This is a genomic window from Sandarakinorhabdus limnophila DSM 17366, assembly GCF_945882885.1.
Classification (GTDB): Bacteria; Pseudomonadota; Alphaproteobacteria; order Sphingomonadales; family Sphingomonadaceae; genus Sandarakinorhabdus; species Sandarakinorhabdus limnophila_A.
The window spans coordinates 12,856-29,410 of sequence record NZ_CAMCWT010000017.1; the positions used below are offsets into that span (position 1 = coordinate 12,856).

A 16,555-nucleotide genomic window follows, 5' to 3' on the forward strand; every position below is an offset into this window, starting at 1 on the left:
ATGCCCGAGGGCGACAGTAGCGGCGACAGCCATTCTCGATTGCGCGGCAGCCGCTGGTGGCGGCAGCTGCGCCAGTTGATCAGCCGCACCCCCGAACACAGCTTGCGCGAAAGCCTGGAAGAGGCGATCGACGAAGCCGAAGACGCACCGGCCAATGGCAAGGGCAGCGACGATCTTGGCCCGGTGGAACGCGCCATGATGCGCAACATGCTGCACCTGGGCGATGCCTGCGCCGGCGACAGCGCCGTGCCGCGCGGTGATATGGTGATGTTCGATGCCGATGCCGGCTTCCCGGCGCTGGTCGCGCGCTTCCGCGATGCCGGCCACAGCCGCATGCCGGTGTGGCGCGGCGACCGCGACAACATCATCGGCATGATCCACATCAAGGATGTCTATTCGCGCATCGCCGACACCTTCAACGATGCGATCAGCTCCGCACCGCTGCACGATCTGCCCATCGAGCCGCTGCTGCGCGAAGTGCTGTTCGTTCCGGCTTCCATGCGCATCGTCGATCTGCTGGCCCAGCTGCGCGCCGGCCGCACCCACATGGCAATCATCATCGATGAATATGGCGGCGTCGATGGGTTGGTGACGATCGAAGACCTGGTGGAAGAGATCGTTGGCGACATCGAGGACGAACATGACGAGGTGGAAGCCGCGCTGATTCAGGAGGTCGGCGAACGCCTCTGGGAAGCCGACGCCCGCCTCGCCATCGACGATCTTGAACAAACCCTCGACGTGAACCTGGCCGATGACGAAGTGGGCGAAGACGTCGACACGCTCGGCGGCCTCGTCTTCATGCTCGCCGGCCGCGTGCCGGCGCCGGGCGAGTTCGTGGACCACCCGGCGGGCTGGCGCTTCGAAGTGATCGACGGCGATCCGCGCATGGTGAAGCGCCTGCGGATTCAGCCGCTGGCGGTCTGATTTTCGGGAAGAAGTCGGCAGGGGCTACGACACTACTCGCCGGAGGCCGCTTATCTGCTGCCGAACAGCGCGCTGCCCACGCGAACCACGGTCGATCCCAGTAGCGCTGCCGTCTCGTAATCGCTCGACATACCCATTGAGAGTCCGGCCAACCCCAGCCGTTTGGCGTGTTCGGCGAGCAGGGCGAAATAGGGGGCAGGTTCGACCGCGGCCGGCGGAACGCACATCAGGCCGACCACGTTGAGGCCGGCGTCGCGGGCCTGGGCGAGCAGGGCGGGCAGTTCGACAAGTGCGCAGCCGCCCTTTTGCGCTTCGTTGCCGATGTTGACCTGCAGGTAGCAGGCCGGGTGCTTGCCGGCGGCGGCTTGGGCCTTGGCCAGCGCAGTCACCAGCGACGGGCGATCAACGCTGTGGATCACGTCGAACAGCGCCACCGCTTCGGCGGCCTTGTTGGATTGCAGCTGGCCGACGAGGTGGAGTGTGATGCCCGGCGTTTCCGCCATCATCGCCGGCCACTTGGCCTGTGCTTCCTGCACGCGGTTTTCGCCGAAGTGGCGCTGGCCGGCGGCGATCAGGGGCCGGATGGCATCGGCGTCGAAGGTTTTGGAGATGGCGACGAGCAGGGGCGTTTCCGTGCGGGCAGCGTCACGGCAGGCCCGATTAAGGCCTGCCTGCACTGCCGCAAGCCGCTGTTCTGCGTCACTCACTGGATCAGAAGGCGATGTTGGTGCCGAAATAGACGGCCTGATCGTCGCGGTTGGGCAGCACCAGCGATGGCGGTTCCGGCGCGATGCGATAGCGCAGGCCGCCGGTGACCGAGAAGCGCGGCGCGACGCGATAGGCGCCGCCCAGTTCCAGGCCATAGCGGCGGGTGAGCGGCGCAAAGGCCAGCGGCTGGCTCTGTTCGGCCGTGCCCTGCAGCGACGTGCGCCAGTTGCGGCCACTATAGGACAGGCCAAGGCTGAGCTGGTCGGTCATGCGGCCCGACAGTGGCGACATCAGCAACGGTTCAGCGTGGCTATAGCCAGTATCGACCGCAAAGCCCTTCCAGCCCAGCGACAGGTTCAAATTGTAACCGGCGGGCACCACGAAGCGATCGGCAGGCGCGGCGGCGCGCGAACGATCGACCACGGGGGTGGTAACGCGGGCAGCGACGCCCAGGGAGAGGGCGCGGCGGTTATCGGCCTGGCCCGACGGGGTGAAGCGGAAACCGCTGCCCAGCGATTGCGGCATGGTCGGAGCGCCGGGGGCGGTGAAAGCGAAACGCCCGAATTCGCCAACTTGCGGCTGGAACGGCGTGAGCGGCGTATCAACCACCAGCCGCTGTTTGGCCGGCTTGGGCTTGGCGGCCAGCGCCGGGTTTGCCATCACCGCCACGCACAGTGCTGCCACCGCCAGCCAGGACTTGGCTGGATTCTGCGACGCGCTTGGCAGCGCGAGCGAATCGGCACGCGGTTTCATACAATTCCGTCCTATCAACACCGGACCATGAATCCCATATGACAATAAGCGTAGAATTTGCCTGAACGGCCGTGCGCCACGCGTTTTCATCTCGCCTGTGGCGGCATGTACACAGTTGCAGGCCGCTGCCTCGCTCCTCCGTCGATTTCCGTGGGGCTGCGGGCTTGGCGGGGCGGGTGCAACATGCCAAAAGGCAGGCCGGACTGTGGCCAGTTCCGGCCCGAATTTCGTGATGAAGGTTTTGCCATGCGGCGAATTGCAACCCTGGTTTTCCTGACGTCGCTGGCCGTGCTGGCGCCGGCTTGCGGCAAGAACAAGAAGCCCAGGCTGTCGGCCGAGGCGCCGGCCCGGGTCACCACGCTGGGCATAAACGCTTATCTGTGGCGCGCCGCGCTCGATACCATTGCCTTCATGCCGCTGGCCCAGGTCGATTCCAACGGCGGCGTGATCATCACCGATTGGTATGTTTCCCCGCAGAGCGCCAATGAGCGGGTGAAGGTGACGGTGACCGTGCTCGATACCGAGTTGCGCGCCGATGCCGTGCGCGTGGCCGTGCAGCGCCAGACACTGGGCGCCACCGGCTGGACCGAAGCCACGGTGCGCGCTGGCACTGTGCAGCGCCTGGAGGAAACCATCCTTGGCAAGGCCCGCGACCTGCGCCGCAATGCCATTTCCCCGGATCGCTGAGTAACTGCATGTCCCGGTTTGACCACCAGGCCGCCGAAGTGCGGTGGCAGGCGCTTTGGGACGAACGGCAGAGCTTTGCCGCGCACGACGACAGCCCCAAGCCCAAATCCTATGTGCTGGAGATGTTTCCCTATCCATCGGGGCGCATCCACATGGGCCATGTGCGCAACTACACCATGGGCGATGTGGTGGCGCGTACGCGACGGGCGCAAGGTTTCGAAGTGCTGCACCCGATGGGCTGGGATGCGTTTGGCATGCCGGCCGAAAATGCCGCGATGGAAAAGGGTGTTCACCCCGGCGGCTGGACACGCGCCAATATCGCCGCGATGCGCGCCCAGCTGAAGCGGCTGGGTTTTGCGCTCGATTGGTCACGCGAACTGGCCACCTGCGAGCCGGATTATTACGGTCAGGAACAGGCGCTGTTCCTCGATATGCTGGCCACCGGGTTGGTGTACCGCAAGGAATCGGCGGTGAATTGGGATCCGGTCGACATGACCGTGCTGGCCAACGAACAGGTGATCGATGGCCGCGGCTGGCGATCGGGCGCGCTGGTGGAACGCCGCAAGTTGAACCAGTGGTTCCTGAAGATCACCGATTTCGCCGACGATCTGGTCGACGGGCTCAAGACGCTCGATCAGTGGCCTGACAAGGTCAAGCTGATGCAGGAAAACTGGATCGGCCGTTCAACCGGGCTGCGCTTCACCTTTGCGGTAGAGGGTGGCGGCAGTTTCGACGTGTTCACCACCCGGCCCGATACGTTGTTCGGTGCCAGCTTCGCTGCGATCGCCGCCGATCACCCGCTGGCGCGCCAGTGCGGAGAGACCAACCCGGCGTTGGCCGCTTTCATCGCCGAATGCCAGGCCGGCGGCACTGCAGCTGCCGATATCGAAACCCAGGAAAAGCTGGGCTTCGACACCGGTCTCAGCGTCATCCACCCGCTCGATCCCAGCATCCGCCTGCCGGTGTTCGTCGCCAATTTCGTGCTGATGGATTATGGCACCGGCGCGCTGTTTGGTTGCCCCGGTCACGATCAACGCGACCTCGATTTTGCCCGCAAATACCAGCTGCCGGTGATCCGCGTCGTCGCTGCCGAGGGCGAGGAAAACGCCCCCATTCACGACGAGGCCTATACCGGCCCCGGCCGCATGGTGAACTCGCGCTTCCTCGACGGCATGAGCGCCGACGACGCGCGCGCCGCCGTGATTGCGCGCGCCGAGGCCGAAGGCTGGGGCGAAGGCGTGACGCAATATCGCCTGCGCGATTGGGGGGTGAGCCGCCAGCGTTACTGGGGCACGCCGATCCCGATCATCCACTGCGAGATCTGCGGCGTCGTGCCGTTGCCGAAGAAGCAGTTGCCGGTGATCCTGCCCGAAGACGTGACCTTCGATGTGCCGGGGAACCCGCTCGATCGCCACCCGACGTGGAAGCATGTGGATTGCCCGCAATGCGGCAAGCCAGCTCGGCGCGAGACCGACACACTCGACACCTTCACCAATTCGTCCTGGTATTTCATTCGCTTCGCTAGCTCGCCCGATGATCGCCCGTTCGATCCGGCGGTGGCGGCAAAATGGCTGCCGGTCGGCCAGTATATCGGCGGGGTGGAGCATGCCATCCTGCACCTGCTCTATGCCCGCTTCTGGACCCGCGCCCTGCAGCACATCGGCATGCTCGATGTGGCGGAGCCGTTCGCCGGCCTCTTCACGCAGGGCATGGTGACCCACGAGACCTACAGCCGGCCGCAGGGTGAAGGCCTGCCACCCGTGTGGTACACGCCGGACGAGGTGGAGCGCACCGGTACCAGTGCGACATTGAAGGATGACGGCTTGGCCGTCGAGATCGGCCGCGTCATCAAGATGTCGAAGTCCAAGAAGAATGTCATCGACCCCGATGCCATTCTGGGCCGTTACGGTGCTGATGCCGTGCGCTGGTTCGTGCTGTCTGACAGCCCGCCGGAACGCGATCTGGCGTGGTCCGAAGCTGGCATCGACGGCGCCTGGCGCTTCGTGCAACGCGTGTGGCGGCTGGCTGAAGACAATGCGACTGCGGCCGACGGCGCTGCCGACGTGAAGCTGGATCGCATCGTCCACCGCGCCATCGCCGCCGTGACCAGCGATATCGAAAAGCTGCAGTTCAACAAGGCCGTCGCCCGGCTGTATGAACTGGTCGGCGCGCTGGAGCGCAGCACCGCCGGCCCCAGCCGCTGCGCCGGGGTGATCACGCTTGTGCAGCTGGTGGGGCCTATGGCGCCGCACCTTGCCGAAGAGGCTTGGGCGCTGCTTGGGCAGGATGGCCTCGTGTGCGATGCCGCTTGGCCGATCGCCAACCTGGCACTGTTGGTGGACGATGAAGTGACCATCGCCGTGCAGGTTAACGGCAAGCTGAAGGGCGATTTCACCGCCGCCAAGGGCAGCGACAAGGCCGTGCTGGAAGGCGATGCGCTGGCGTTGCCGAATGTGCAGCGCACCCTTGACGGCGCCGCGCCAAAGAAGATCATCGTTGTTCCCGATCGCCTGGTGAACATCGTTGTCTGATGCCCGCCGCCTTCTTATCCCCGCCGCGCTGGCGTTGCTGGCGTTGCCTGGCTGCCAGCTCAGCCCGGTCTATGCCGGCGGCAACGCGTCCGCCCCGGCAACGCTGCTGGCGGATATCGCCATCGCACCCATCCCGGAACGCGCTGGCTTCATGGTGCGACAGGCGTTGGAAGACCAGTTCGGCCTCGCCGTGGCAAGCCCACGATATCGCCTTGAAATCGCTCTGGATGATCAGATCACGGCCTTTGGTGTGCGCGGCGATTCCTCGGCGGCGCGTGAACGGCGTATGTTGCGTGCCCGCTATCGGCTGGTCGATGCTGCCACCGGCACCGTGCTGGTGGATGATACCGCTGCGGCCGACGCCGGCATCGATCGTGTCAGTTCCAATTTCGCGGTTGTCGCCGCTGAAACGACAGCGCTGGAACGTCTCTCCGTCGATCTCGCCCGCCAGATCAGCGCGCGCCTCGCCCGCTACGCCCGCGCCGCCAAAGGCTGATGAAGGCCGACCGATGAAGGCAGACTCGGGCCGGATAGCGGCCGTCGCCCGCGCCTGGCCCGCCGATGTGCGGCTGGTGTTGCTGCACGGCCCCGATGAATCCGCCTCGCGTGACATGGCGGGGCAGGTCACGGCCGGTCTGGGCGCCGGCGTGACCATCACCGAACTGGCGGGCAATGCGCTGAAGTCCGACCCCCAGGCACTGATGGCGGCCGCCACCAGCCTTTCCATGTTCGGGGATCGCGAACTGGTGCGCGTCGACGGTCTCGACGACGATGCGCTGGCGGCCGTGGAGGCGTTGCTGGAAGGCCCGCCAGGCCACCCGGTGCTGGCTGTGGCCAGCAGTTTCAAGAAGGGCAGCAAGCTGCTGACCTTGGCCGACAAGCACCCCGCCATCGCCGCTTGCATTAATTACGAAGCGAGCCTGCGCGATGCAGGCCGCCTGCTCGGCGAGATGGCCGCGCCGCTCGGCTTGCGGCTGGAACGCGGCGTGCCCGAATCCTTGTTTGAAAGCGCCGGCGGCGACCGCATGATCATGCGCCGTGAGCTTGAGAAATACGCCCTCTACAAGGATTCAACCCCGGAAAGCCCGAAGCAGCTCGGCGCCGAAGATCTCGCCGCGCTGGGTATTGCCACCGGAGAAGCCGAGCTGTTCGCACCGATCGCCGCCATCACCACTGGCGATGTGGTCGAAGCCACCGACCTCCTCGGCCGTCTGCCCGATGGCACTGCTATCCCGCTGTTGCGCGCCCTCGAGCGCCGCTTCGCGCAACTCACCCTGCTGCGCACCGAAGTCGATGGCGGCGACACACCGGCCGCCGTCGTTGAAGGCCAGGGTAAGGCCATCTTCTGGAAAGAAAAACCCATCATCATCAAGGCGTTGTCGCTGTGGAGCCAGCCGGCCCTCGCTGCGGCCATGGGCGACATCCTTGCCGCCGAGCGCGCCGTGAAAGCCAGCGGCAGTCTCGCCGATCTCGGCGCGCAGAATTTGTTGCTTGATCTTACCCGCCGCGCTGCCGTTGCCGCCCGGAGGCGTTAAAAGGAGCCTCCGGCGGGCAGGGGCTGAGCCCCTGCATTCGCTTTCGTTATCGGTTGGCGCCCAGCCCCAAAAGTCAGCGCCGCAGGCATAAGTTTCTTGCCTGCAGCGTTGGTGTGCGCCCTTTTCGTTCGGGACCGTCAGAAAACAATCGGGAGCAGGGTCTGCGACCCCGCCCGCCGGAGGCCATTTCTCCTTAAGCCACGCCGAGCTTGCTGCAGAGCAGGTCGAGTTGGTCGAGGTCGGCGAAGCGGATGGTGAGGCTGCCGCTAGAAGCGCCCGGGGCGACTTGGAGGGCTACCGGCATGCCGAGGGCTTCGGCCAGTTGCTCTTCGAGCGCGTCGCTGTTGGGATCGTTGGCCGCGCCTGCCGGGGTGGCGCGCGGGGCCTTCGGCTTGGCCTTGCCGCCGGATACGAGGGCTTCGAGGGCGCGAACTGAAAGGCTTTGTTTTACAGCCCGCTCGGTCAGGGCTTCGGCATCGGCTGCACCAACGAGGGCGCGGGCGTGCCCCATGGAGAGAGCGCCCGATTCCACCAAGGTCTGCACCGACGCGGGCAGATCGAGGAGGCGAAGCAGATTGGTGACATGGCTGCGTGATTTGCCGACGATATCGGCGAGCACAGCCTGGGTGTGACCGAAATCGGCAATAAGTTTCTGGTAACCGCGAGCTTCTTCGATGGCGTTCAGATCGGCGCGCTGGATATTCTCGATTAGCGCAATTTCAGAGACTTGCCGGTCGTCGAGTTGGCGGACGACCACCGGGATCTCGTGCAGGCCGGCAGCCTGGGCCGCGCGCCAGCGGCGTTCGCCGGCGATGATCTGGTGTCGGCCATTGAAGCGGCGGACAAGGATAGGCTGCAATACGCCGTGAGTTTTCACCGAGGCGACGAGTTCCGCCATCGCCGCCTCATCGAACTGGCGGCGGGGCTGTCCCGGGTTGGGCACGATATCGGCGACGGGCAGGCGGACAACGCCGGGCGCAGTGGCAGTTGGCGGCGCCGCGATATCGTCGAGCAGCGCAGAAAGCCCGCGCCCAAGGCCGGACTTGCGTTTGTTGTCCGTCATTTATCCCTCTTCATCCGGCCAGTGCCAATGGGCCTTCGATGCGTTCCAGCAGCTCGCGGGCCAGCGCCAGATAGGCCTCGGAGCCGGCGCAGCCGCTGTCATAGATCAGTGCCGGCAGTCCGTGACTGGGCGCTTCCGACAGGCGAACGTTGCGTGGCACCATGGTTTTCAACACCTTGGCGCCCATCACCGCCCGGACATCGGCGCAGACTTGGTCAGACAGCCGGTTGCGGCGATCGACCATGGTCAGCACGATTCCAAGTAGTTCCAGCCGGCGGTTCAGCCCGGCCTTCACCCGTTCGATGGTACCGAGCAGGTGGCTGAGTCCTTCCAATGCAAAGAACTCGCTCTGCAGCGGCACCAGCACGGCATCGGCGGCGACCAGCGCATTGACGGTGACGAGGCCCAGTGATGGCGGGCAATCGATGATGACGAAATCCTGTGGCGGTAGGCTGTCCAGCGCATCGGCGAGGCGGTGGGAGCGGCGGTCAGCATCGACCAGCTCCACCTCCGCGCCGGCCAGGGCGGCATCGGCCGGCAGGATCGACAGGCCCGGGATGGCCGTCTGGCGCAAGGCTGCAGCGGCGGGAACGCCATCCACAAGCACTTGATAAATTGAGGGATCTCGATCCTTGCGGCCGATACCCAGCCCAGTGGAAGCATTGCCCTGCGGATCCGCATCAACCACCAGCACGCGCTTGCCAACAGCAGCCAGCGCAGTGGCAAGATTAACGGCGGTGGTCGTCTTTCCAACCCCACCCTTCTGATTGGCGACCGCGATAATCATCGGCGTTTAACCCTTTTCGCGACCACGATGCGGGCATCGGAATCGGTGCGGCTGGGAATCAGCTCATGGTCAAAGTGGAACTGCTTGGCTGCGCTGGCAAGCTCTTCCTGCACGCGGGCGCCCTTTGGCAGGATCCAGCGCGTGCCAGAGCCGGCGAAGCGCATGCCCCAATCTAACAAGGTCTCGAGGCCGGCGGCAGCACGTGCGGTGATGATGTCATACTTGCTGCCGGCCAGCGCCTCCACGCGGACATTGGCGACTGCTACGTGGCCGGCGACGTGGGTTTCGTGGGCGACGGCGTCCAGAAAGCGGCATTTCTTGGTGATGGATTCGACGAGCGTGATATTGGATTCGGGATCTAGGATAGCGAGGACCAGGCCGGGGAAGCCGCCACCGGCGCCGATATCGAGCCAGGATCTGCCGGGGCCGGCGATTGCCAACAGCTGTGCCGAATCACGGAAGTGGCGATCCCAGATGTGCGGCAGGGTCGATGGGCCGACCAGGTTCATGCGCTGCTGCCATTCGGTGAGCAGTTCGGCGAAACGATCGAGCTTGGCCAATGTTTCACGTGAAACATCGAACTCGGTCGCAAATGCGGTGCGGGCGTCTTGGCTCATCTCAGGCCGCCCGGCGGGTGGTGTGGGGCAACAGAGCGATCAGTGCCGCCGGGGTGATGCCCGGCACACGGCTGGCGGCGCCCAAGGTGAGCGGGCGTGCGCGGCTGAGGCGTTCGACCATTTCCTTGGACAGTCCGGCCACTTCGGTGAAGTCGAGGCTGGCGGGCAATGTCAGCCCTTCGTCGCGGCGAAGGGCTGCGACCTCTGATTCCTGCCGAACGATATAGGTGGCATAGTTGGCGTCCACCGCCAGGCTGGCGAAGAGGTCGTCCGGCACCTGTGCAAGTTCTGGCCACACGCGGCGAGCGGCTTCATGGGTGACAGCGGGAAAGCGCAACCAATCGAACAGCGAACGCAACTGGCCATCCTGGCGTACTTCGATTCCATGGGTCGCAAGTTGGTGGGGCGTGGCCGACAGGCTGTCGAGCATGGCCCGGGCGGCTTCGCTGGCCGTCTGGTCCGCATGGAAATCAGCGGCTTGCGCGGCGGGGACGAGGCCGAGATCAAGGCCCAGCGGGGTCAAACGCTGATCGGCATTGTCGGCCCGAAGGCGAAGGCGATACTCGGCGCGACTGGTAAACATGCGATATGGCTCTGCTACGCCGTGCGTGGTGAGATCGTCGATCATCACGCCGATATAGGCCTGGGTGCGATCGACGATGAGCTCGGGCAGCGCCAGCGCGGCTGCGGCAGCGTTAGCGCCGGCCACAAGGCCCTGTGCAGCGGCTTCCTCATAACCGGTGGTGCCGTTGATCTGGCCGGCGAGGAACAGTCCTGGCACATCCTTCGCGGCAAGGCCGGGCGTCAATGCCCGCGGATCGACATGATCATACTCAATGGCATAACCGGCCCGCAGGATGCGAGCGCGTTTCAGGCCCTTGATCGAGGCGATGAACTTTTCCTGCACATGCAGCGGCAGCGACGTTGAGAGACCATTGGGATAGATGGTGATGTCATCATAGCCCTCTGGCTCCAGGAAAATCTGGTGGCCGTCACGATCACCAAAACGCACCACCTTGTCCTCAATGGATGGGCAATAGCGCGGGCCCACCGAATCAATGTGGCCGCCATAAAGTGCCGATTCCCCGAGATGGTCGCGGATGATGCGATGCGTCTCCACACTGGTGCGTGTGACAGCACACGGAATCGGCGGCCGGTCATTGGCCTTGCCAAAGCGACTGAAGCGGGGATCATCATCGTCGCCGTGTTGCCATTCCAGCACCGCCCAATCGATGGAGCGGCCATCAAGTCGGGCCGGCGTGCCCGTCTTCAGCCGGCTCACCGGCAGGCCCATTGCCCGCAGCGACTGGCCCAGATCGCTGGCCTGCGCCCCGACCCGGCCACCCGCCTCGCAGGCCGATCCGATGTGCATCATGCCGCCAAGGAAGGTACCGGTGGTGAGCACGACAGCAGGCGCGCACAGCCGGCCCTTGGCAGTGTCAACACCGACGATGCGACCCTGTTCGAGGATCAGGCCCTCAACGGCGGCGGCAATAATGGAGAGCGACGGCAACTCGTCGAGTACCTCGGCCATGGCGGCGCGATACAAGGCGCGATCAACTTGCGCGCGCGGGCCGTGCACGGCCGGGCCCTTCGACCGATTCAGTAGTCGGGACTGCAACCGAGCCGCATCGGTGACCCGCCCCATGATGCCACCCAGTGCATCAATCTCGGTGACGAGATGACCCTTACCGATGCCGCCCACCGCGGGATTGCAGCTCAGCGTGCCGGGATCATCGGCGCGTAGCGTGACCAACGCCACACGTGCGCCGCGCCGCGCGGCGGCGGCAGCCGCCTCGCAACCGGCGTGGCCGGCACCGATAATGATGACGTCGAAATCGTGCATGACGACATCCATAGCGACTCGTGGGTAATGTTTCACGTGAAACATTGGAGGAAGCGGAAGAGGGCCACCGGCGGGCAGGGCCTGAGGCCCTGTACCCACGTTCGATTCTGGACAGCGCTGATATCTCATAGAGTAGCGCCGCAGGTTTGTTCCGTTGCCTGCGGCGCTGGATTGCGCTTGTGGTGCGCGGGCTGCGCGAAATCAAATGGGTGCAGGGACTGCGTCCCCGCCCGCCGGAGGCTCCATCTTTACTTCAAGCAAAGGAAGCGGCGCCCCGGATCAAGTTTGGCGCAGCGGAGCGGGGGACGACTACTTCCCGATGCAGAAGCGGCTGAAGATCCGATCCAGCACGTCATCCACGCCGATACGGCCGGCGATACGGCCGAAGGCGTGAGCGGCGGCACGCAGGGATTCGGCGCGGAGGACGGGTTCCGGGGCGTGAGCGGCGTCGCCCATGGCGGCTGCGGCGTCGGAAAAGGCGGCGCGGTGGCGGGCGTGGGCCAACAGGGCCGGTTCGCCAGGGCGGGTAGTGGTGTGAGCCCAGGTGGAGAGCCAGTCGCGCAACTGCGCCATGCCGGCGCCGGTGGTGGCAGAAACGGCCAGGGCGCCGGCTGGCAAGTCAGGCTGGCCAAGGTCGCACTTGTTGAGCAGCAGCAAGTGGGGCGGCCCGTCGGCTGTCGGTGTCGGCCACTGCGGTGCGTCGGCGCTGGCGACGCTGACAACGAGATCGGCGGCGGTAGCGCGGCGGCGGGCGCGGGCGATGCCTTCAGCCTCGATAGGATCACTGGTATCGCGAAGGCCTGCGGTATCGATCAGGACGGCAGCGATGCCGCCCAGGTCGAGCGGGACTTCGATGGCGTCGCGTGTGGTGCCGGCGATGGGCGTGACGATGGCGGCGTCGCGCATGGACAAGGCATTGACCAGGCTGGATTTTCCGACGTTGGGTGGCCCGGTGACGGCGATGGAGAGGCCTTCGCGGATGCGCGCGGCGCGGGTGGAATCGGCGATGAGGCCGGCGAGTTCATCGGCCATGGCGAGCAGCTGGTGGCGGGCGGCTTCGTCGAGGCGTTCGGCGACATCGGCTTCGTCTTCAGCGAAATCGAGGCCGGCTTCGGCTTCGGCGAGCAGCATCAGGCAGCGTTCGCGCCACTCGTCAGCCAGGCGGCCGAGGGCGCCCCCGGCCAGGGCGAGGGCCTGATCGCGTTGGCTGGCGGTTTCAGCGCTGACGAGATCGGCCAGGCCTTCGACTTGCGCGAGATCCATGCGGCCATTGGCGAAGGCGCGGCGGGTGTATTCGCCGGGTTCGGCCAGTCGGATGTCGGGCAGCGCAGTGAGGGCGGTGAGCACGCCGGAGACGACGGCGGGGCCGCCGTGCAGGTGGAATTCGGCAAGGTCTTCGCCGCTGGCGCTTGTGGGGCCGGGGAAGACGGCGACGAGGGCCTCATCGAGCAAGCTATCCCCCGCGTGAAGCTGGCACAGGCTGAGGCGGCGCGGCGGCGGCACGCGGCCAGCCAGGGCCAGAACGGCAGCGAAGGCGGCTGGGCCAGACAGGCGAATAACGGCGAGCGCTGCCGGCGGACGGCCGCTGGCCAGCGCCGCAATTGTATCGGTCATGGCAGGATCGTTCAGCCTTGTGACTTGCCGGCGGCGGCGCCGAGCCCGGCCATCATCAGTTTCTGCCATTGTTCAAAACCGCCGGCGATGCCGGGCGCCCAATTCTGCATCATGCGTTGCCAATCGGCGGCGGTGATGCCTTCGGTCATCGCGGTCTTCATGCGATCGAGATAGACATCGTGCAGGGGCTGCAGATCGGGCAGGCCAAAGAAGGTGCGGGCTTCTTCTGGTGTGCAATCAATGTCGAAGCTGATCTTCATGGCCGCAATGCCTCTTTTCCTTGGCTCGGTTCGCGCTAGTGTAGCGGTGGGAAGTGGCAATCGGCAAGGCGATGCTGAGTCGAACTGCCATTCTAGTAAAAACAAACAGTTACCGCGCAACATACGTGCAGCATGAAGGGGAATGGGCATGAAGGCGATCCGGATCGATGCCAGTGGTGGCCCGGAAGTGATGCAGTGGCAGGACATCACGCTGCCGCCGCCGGGGCCGGGGGAGGTGCAGCTGCGCCACACGGCGATCGGGCTGAATTTCATCGACACCTATCATCGTTCCGGCCTGTATCCGATTGCCTTCCCATCAGGGCTGGGGCTCGAAGCGGCTGGCGTGGTGGAAGCGGTGGGCGAGGGCGTGACGCTGAGCGTTGGCACGCGCGTGGGCTATTGCTGGGGGCCGATCGGAGCCTATGCCACACACCGCAACATTGCCGCGGCGATGCTGGTTCCGTTGCCTGATGGTGTGTCGGACGAGATGGCAGCGGCCGGGCTGTTGAAGGGCTGCACCACCGAATTCCTGGTGGAACGCTGCGCGAAGGTTCGACCAGGGGACTGGGCGCTGGTACCGGCGGCCGCGGGCGGTGTGGGCCTGTTGCTGGTGCAATGGCTGAAGCTGGCGGGGGCGACTGTTATTGCGGTTGCCGGCACGCAGCAGAAACTGGCGCTGGCTGCTGCGCACGGGGCGGATCATGGTGTGCTGGATAGCAGCGATGTGGCGGCGCAAGTGCGGGCGCTGACCGGTGGACGCGGTGTGGACGTGGTGTTTGACGGGGTGGGCAAGAACAGTTGGGAATCAAGCCTGGACAGCCTGAAACGGCGGGGCCTGATGATCAGTTTCGGCAATGCCTCCGGCCCGGTTTCGGGGGTGGATCTGGGCACATTGGCGCGCAAGGGATCGCTGTTTGCGACGCGGCCGACGCTGTTTGATTATTATGCCACGCCGGAAGAACGGCTGCAGCATGCAGGCCAAGTGTTGGGGCTGATGGCATCGGGCGGGCTGAAGCTGGCGATCAACCAGCGCTACAAGCTGGCCAACGCCGCCAAGGCGCACGAAGAACTGGCGGCGCGGCTGACGACGGGATCGACGGTGCTGGTGCCGTAAGGAGGCCTACATCCCGACCATTGGTTGCACGATGGGGGCGACTTCGTTGAAGCCCTCCCAGATCATCTTGAAGGCGACATAGACGATCACGACCAGGCCGACATAGGCGATCCAGCGGTAGCGCTCGATATACTGGGCGATGATGTTGGCGGCGATGCCCATCAGCGCGACCGACAGCACCAGGCCGGCGATGAGGATATCGGGATGTTCGCGCGCGGCACCGGCGACGGCGAGCACATTGTCGAGGCTCATCGACACGTCGGCCAGCGCAACGCTCCACGCCGCGGCGGCGAAGCTCTTGGCCGGCGGCGGTGCATCGGTGGCGACGAAATCATCGCTGTCGCTGCCCGGCGCGTCGATCAGAGCGCTGCGCGGGTTGATTTCGCGCCACATGCGCCAGGCCACCCACAGCAGCAGCAGCCCGCCGGCGAGGATGAGGCCGACGATCTGCAGCAATTGGGTGACCGCCAGGGCAAAGATGATCCGCAGCACCAGCGCAGCGATAATGCCGATCAGGATGACCTTCTTGCGCTGGGCCGCCGGGAGGCCCGCCGCTAGTGCGCCGACCACAATGGCGTTGTCGCCGGCCAGCACGACGTCGATCAGCACGACCTGGCCAAACGCGGACAGGGCTTCGGGGCTGAGCAGGTGGGCGATGTCCATGGCGGGCATGTAGGGTGTTGCGGGCCGGAGTGCCAGACTATTTGGGATTCGCCAGCACCATCACCAGATCGGAAAGATAATCGCGGCCCTGCATCAGGCTTCGCACGCTGATACGTTCGTTCAGGCCGTGAATGCCGTTGCCATCGGCATCGATCATCGTGCCGGGGGCGCCGTACACCGGGATGCCGATCGGGGTGATGTAGATGGCATCGGTAGCACCCGTGCTCATAATGGCCAGCATCGGCACGCCGGGGAAGTGCCTGGCGGCAACGCTGGTCATCGGGCCGATAATGGCTGGGTTCATCGGGGTGGGCTTGGCCACCGGGCGGATCGGCGGTTTCAGGCTAACGTTCACCTTGGCGTTGGCGATGACCTTTTCCAGATCGGCTTTCAGTGCATTGGGATCGGTGCCCGGGAACATGCGGCAGTTCACGTTGGCGCGGGCGCGCTGGGCCAGGGCATTTTCGGCGTGGCCGGCTTCCAGCAGAGTGGTGACGCAGGTGGTGCGCAGCACACTGTGATTGGTCGGGTCCATCGAAACGATGCGATTGGCTTCGGCATCATTCGGGTTGGTGAGCAGGCGGGCCATGGCGGGGCCAACAGGATTGGGCATCACCTTCGCCAGGGTGGTGAAATAGGTGCGGGTGGTATCGGTGAACTGCACCGGGAATTCGTGCCGGTTCACGGCGACCACGGCGGCGGTGAGATCGGTGATGGCGTTATCGGGGCGCGGCACGCTGCTGTGACCACCGGGGTTGGTGGCTTCGATCCAGAAATTCTGCACCGTCTTTTCGCCCACCTGCACGGCCAGGCCCTGCGGCTTGCCATCGGGGCCGTTGCGGCCGCCGCCGCCTTCGTTCAACGCGAATTCGGCCATGATCAGTTCGGGGCGGTTCTTCGCCAGCCAATCAGCGCCGTTGAAGGCGTAAGTGGTCTCCTCCCCGCAGGTAAGCGCCAGCTTGATGGTGCGTTTTGGCGCCTTGCCGGCCTTCATGCGGATCAGGAGATCGGCCCAGATGCTGGCCTGCGCCTTGTCGTCAAAGGTGCCGCGGCCATAGAAATAGCCGCCTTCCTCGATCAGGGTGAACGGGCTGCGCGTCCAGTCTTCCGGCTTGGCGGCGACCACATCGAGGTGGCCGAGCAGCAGCATCGGCTTCACCCCACCCTTCTTGCCATCATCGCTGCCCTTCAGATGGACAACGATGCCGCCATCCTTGGGGAACTCCGGCACGCTGAACTGGGTGATGTCGGAATCGCCGAAGCCTGCCGCTTTGAATCGTACGGCGAGCTTTTCGGCCGCCGCGGTGCAGCTGCCAGTGGTGACGCTGGTGTCGGTCTCCACCATTTCCTTGAACAGCGCACGGAACTGCGCCTCGCCGGGCTGTTGGCTGACATATTGGGCCTGAGCTGCGGTGCTGGCGAACAGGGCAGCGGTGAGGAAGAGCGCGCGCAT

General features: G+C 65.3%; 16 protein-coding genes. 6 read left to right on the forward strand and 10 right to left on the reverse strand.

Annotation, left to right across the window (positions count from 1 at the left end):
• Positions 1-924, forward strand: coding sequence for a hemolysin family protein (locus Q7O19_RS05565; RefSeq protein ID WP_273433821.1), 924 nt, complete (start codon positions 1-3; stop codon positions 922-924).
• A gap of 50 nt (positions 925-974) precedes the next feature.
• Here the strand turns inward: Q7O19_RS05565 and Q7O19_RS05570 are convergent, their stop codons facing one another.
• Positions 975-1,631 carry a YggS family pyridoxal phosphate-dependent enzyme gene (locus Q7O19_RS05570; protein WP_303809171.1) on the reverse strand — a complete coding sequence of 219 codons (657 nt, stop codon included), beginning with the start codon at positions 1,629-1,631 and terminating at the stop codon, positions 975-977.
• 4 nt (positions 1,632-1,635) lie between these two features.
• Positions 1,636-2,385, reverse strand: a complete 750-nt coding sequence (locus Q7O19_RS05575) for a hypothetical protein (protein WP_303809173.1) — start codon at positions 2,383-2,385, stop codon at positions 1,636-1,638.
• Between the two features lie 246 nt (positions 2,386-2,631).
• On the opposite strand from Q7O19_RS05575, the gene Q7O19_RS05580 reads away from it, so the two are divergent.
• The 4 genes from Q7O19_RS05580 to holA are packed head-to-tail and all read left to right on the forward strand — an operon-like array spanning position 2,632 to position 7,138.
• Positions 2,632-3,072, forward strand: a complete 441-nt coding sequence (locus Q7O19_RS05580; RefSeq protein WP_273433817.1) for a DUF3576 domain-containing protein — start codon at positions 2,632-2,634, stop codon at positions 3,070-3,072.
• Between the two features lie 8 nt (positions 3,073-3,080).
• A complete protein-coding gene (leuS, locus tag Q7O19_RS05585) occupies positions 3,081-5,603 on the forward strand; it encodes a leucine--tRNA ligase (RefSeq protein WP_303809174.1) in 2,523 nt (840 codons plus the stop codon).
• The gene (gene lptE, locus Q7O19_RS05590) at positions 5,596-6,099 is read left to right on the forward strand and encodes an LPS assembly lipoprotein LptE (RefSeq protein ID WP_303809175.1); all 504 of its coding nucleotides are present in this window, start codon (positions 5,596-5,598) and stop codon (positions 6,097-6,099) included. The genes leuS and lptE overlap by 8 nt, the downstream gene beginning before the upstream one ends.
• Positions 6,100-6,112: 13 nt before the next feature.
• Positions 6,113-7,138: a DNA polymerase III subunit delta gene (gene holA, locus Q7O19_RS05595; protein ID WP_303809176.1), complete on the forward strand. Its 1,026-nt coding sequence runs from the start codon at positions 6,113-6,115 to the stop codon at positions 7,136-7,138.
• A 193-nt stretch (positions 7,139-7,331) separates the two neighbouring features.
• On the opposite strand, the gene Q7O19_RS05600 is transcribed toward holA, so the two are convergent.
• From Q7O19_RS05600 to Q7O19_RS05625, 6 genes are all read right to left on the reverse strand, one after another.
• Complete coding sequence (locus Q7O19_RS05600; RefSeq protein ID WP_303809177.1) at positions 7,332-8,201, reverse strand: ParB/RepB/Spo0J family partition protein; 870 nt, start codon at positions 8,199-8,201, stop codon at positions 7,332-7,334.
• A 10-nt stretch (positions 8,202-8,211) separates the two neighbouring features.
• Complete coding sequence (locus tag Q7O19_RS05605) at positions 8,212-8,988, reverse strand: ParA family protein (RefSeq protein ID WP_303809178.1); 777 nt, start codon at positions 8,986-8,988, stop codon at positions 8,212-8,214.
• Positions 8,985-9,605, reverse strand: coding sequence for a 16S rRNA (guanine(527)-N(7))-methyltransferase RsmG (gene rsmG / locus Q7O19_RS05610; RefSeq protein ID WP_303809180.1), 621 nt, complete (start codon positions 9,603-9,605; stop codon positions 8,985-8,987). Before rsmG ends, Q7O19_RS05605 begins: the two co-directional genes overlap by 4 nt.
• A gap of 1 nt (position 9,606) precedes the next feature.
• A complete protein-coding gene (mnmG, locus tag Q7O19_RS05615) occupies positions 9,607-11,463 on the reverse strand; it encodes a tRNA uridine-5-carboxymethylaminomethyl(34) synthesis enzyme MnmG (protein ID WP_303809182.1) in 1,857 nt (618 codons plus the stop codon).
• A 297-nt stretch (positions 11,464-11,760) separates the two neighbouring features.
• The gene (gene mnmE / locus Q7O19_RS05620; protein ID WP_303809184.1) at positions 11,761-13,065 is read right to left on the reverse strand and encodes a tRNA uridine-5-carboxymethylaminomethyl(34) synthesis GTPase MnmE; all 1,305 of its coding nucleotides are present in this window, start codon (positions 13,063-13,065) and stop codon (positions 11,761-11,763) included.
• A gap of 11 nt (positions 13,066-13,076) precedes the next feature.
• Positions 13,077-13,325: a DUF6489 family protein gene (locus Q7O19_RS05625; protein ID WP_303809187.1), complete on the reverse strand. Its 249-nt coding sequence runs from the start codon at positions 13,323-13,325 to the stop codon at positions 13,077-13,079.
• 142 nt (positions 13,326-13,467) lie between these two features.
• Here Q7O19_RS05625 and Q7O19_RS05630 point away from each other — a divergent pair, with 142 nt between their 5' ends.
• Positions 13,468-14,439: a quinone oxidoreductase gene (locus Q7O19_RS05630; RefSeq protein WP_303809188.1), complete on the forward strand. Its 972-nt coding sequence runs from the start codon at positions 13,468-13,470 to the stop codon at positions 14,437-14,439.
• A 6-nt stretch (positions 14,440-14,445) separates the two neighbouring features.
• Here the strand turns inward: Q7O19_RS05630 and Q7O19_RS05635 are convergent, their stop codons facing one another.
• Positions 14,446-15,102, reverse strand: coding sequence for a YjbE family putative metal transport protein (locus tag Q7O19_RS05635; RefSeq protein ID WP_303795366.1), 657 nt, complete (start codon positions 15,100-15,102; stop codon positions 14,446-14,448).
• A gap of 37 nt (positions 15,103-15,139) precedes the next feature.
• Positions 15,140-16,555, reverse strand: coding sequence for a M20/M25/M40 family metallo-hydrolase (locus Q7O19_RS05640; RefSeq protein ID WP_303809190.1), 1,416 nt, complete (start codon positions 16,553-16,555; stop codon positions 15,140-15,142).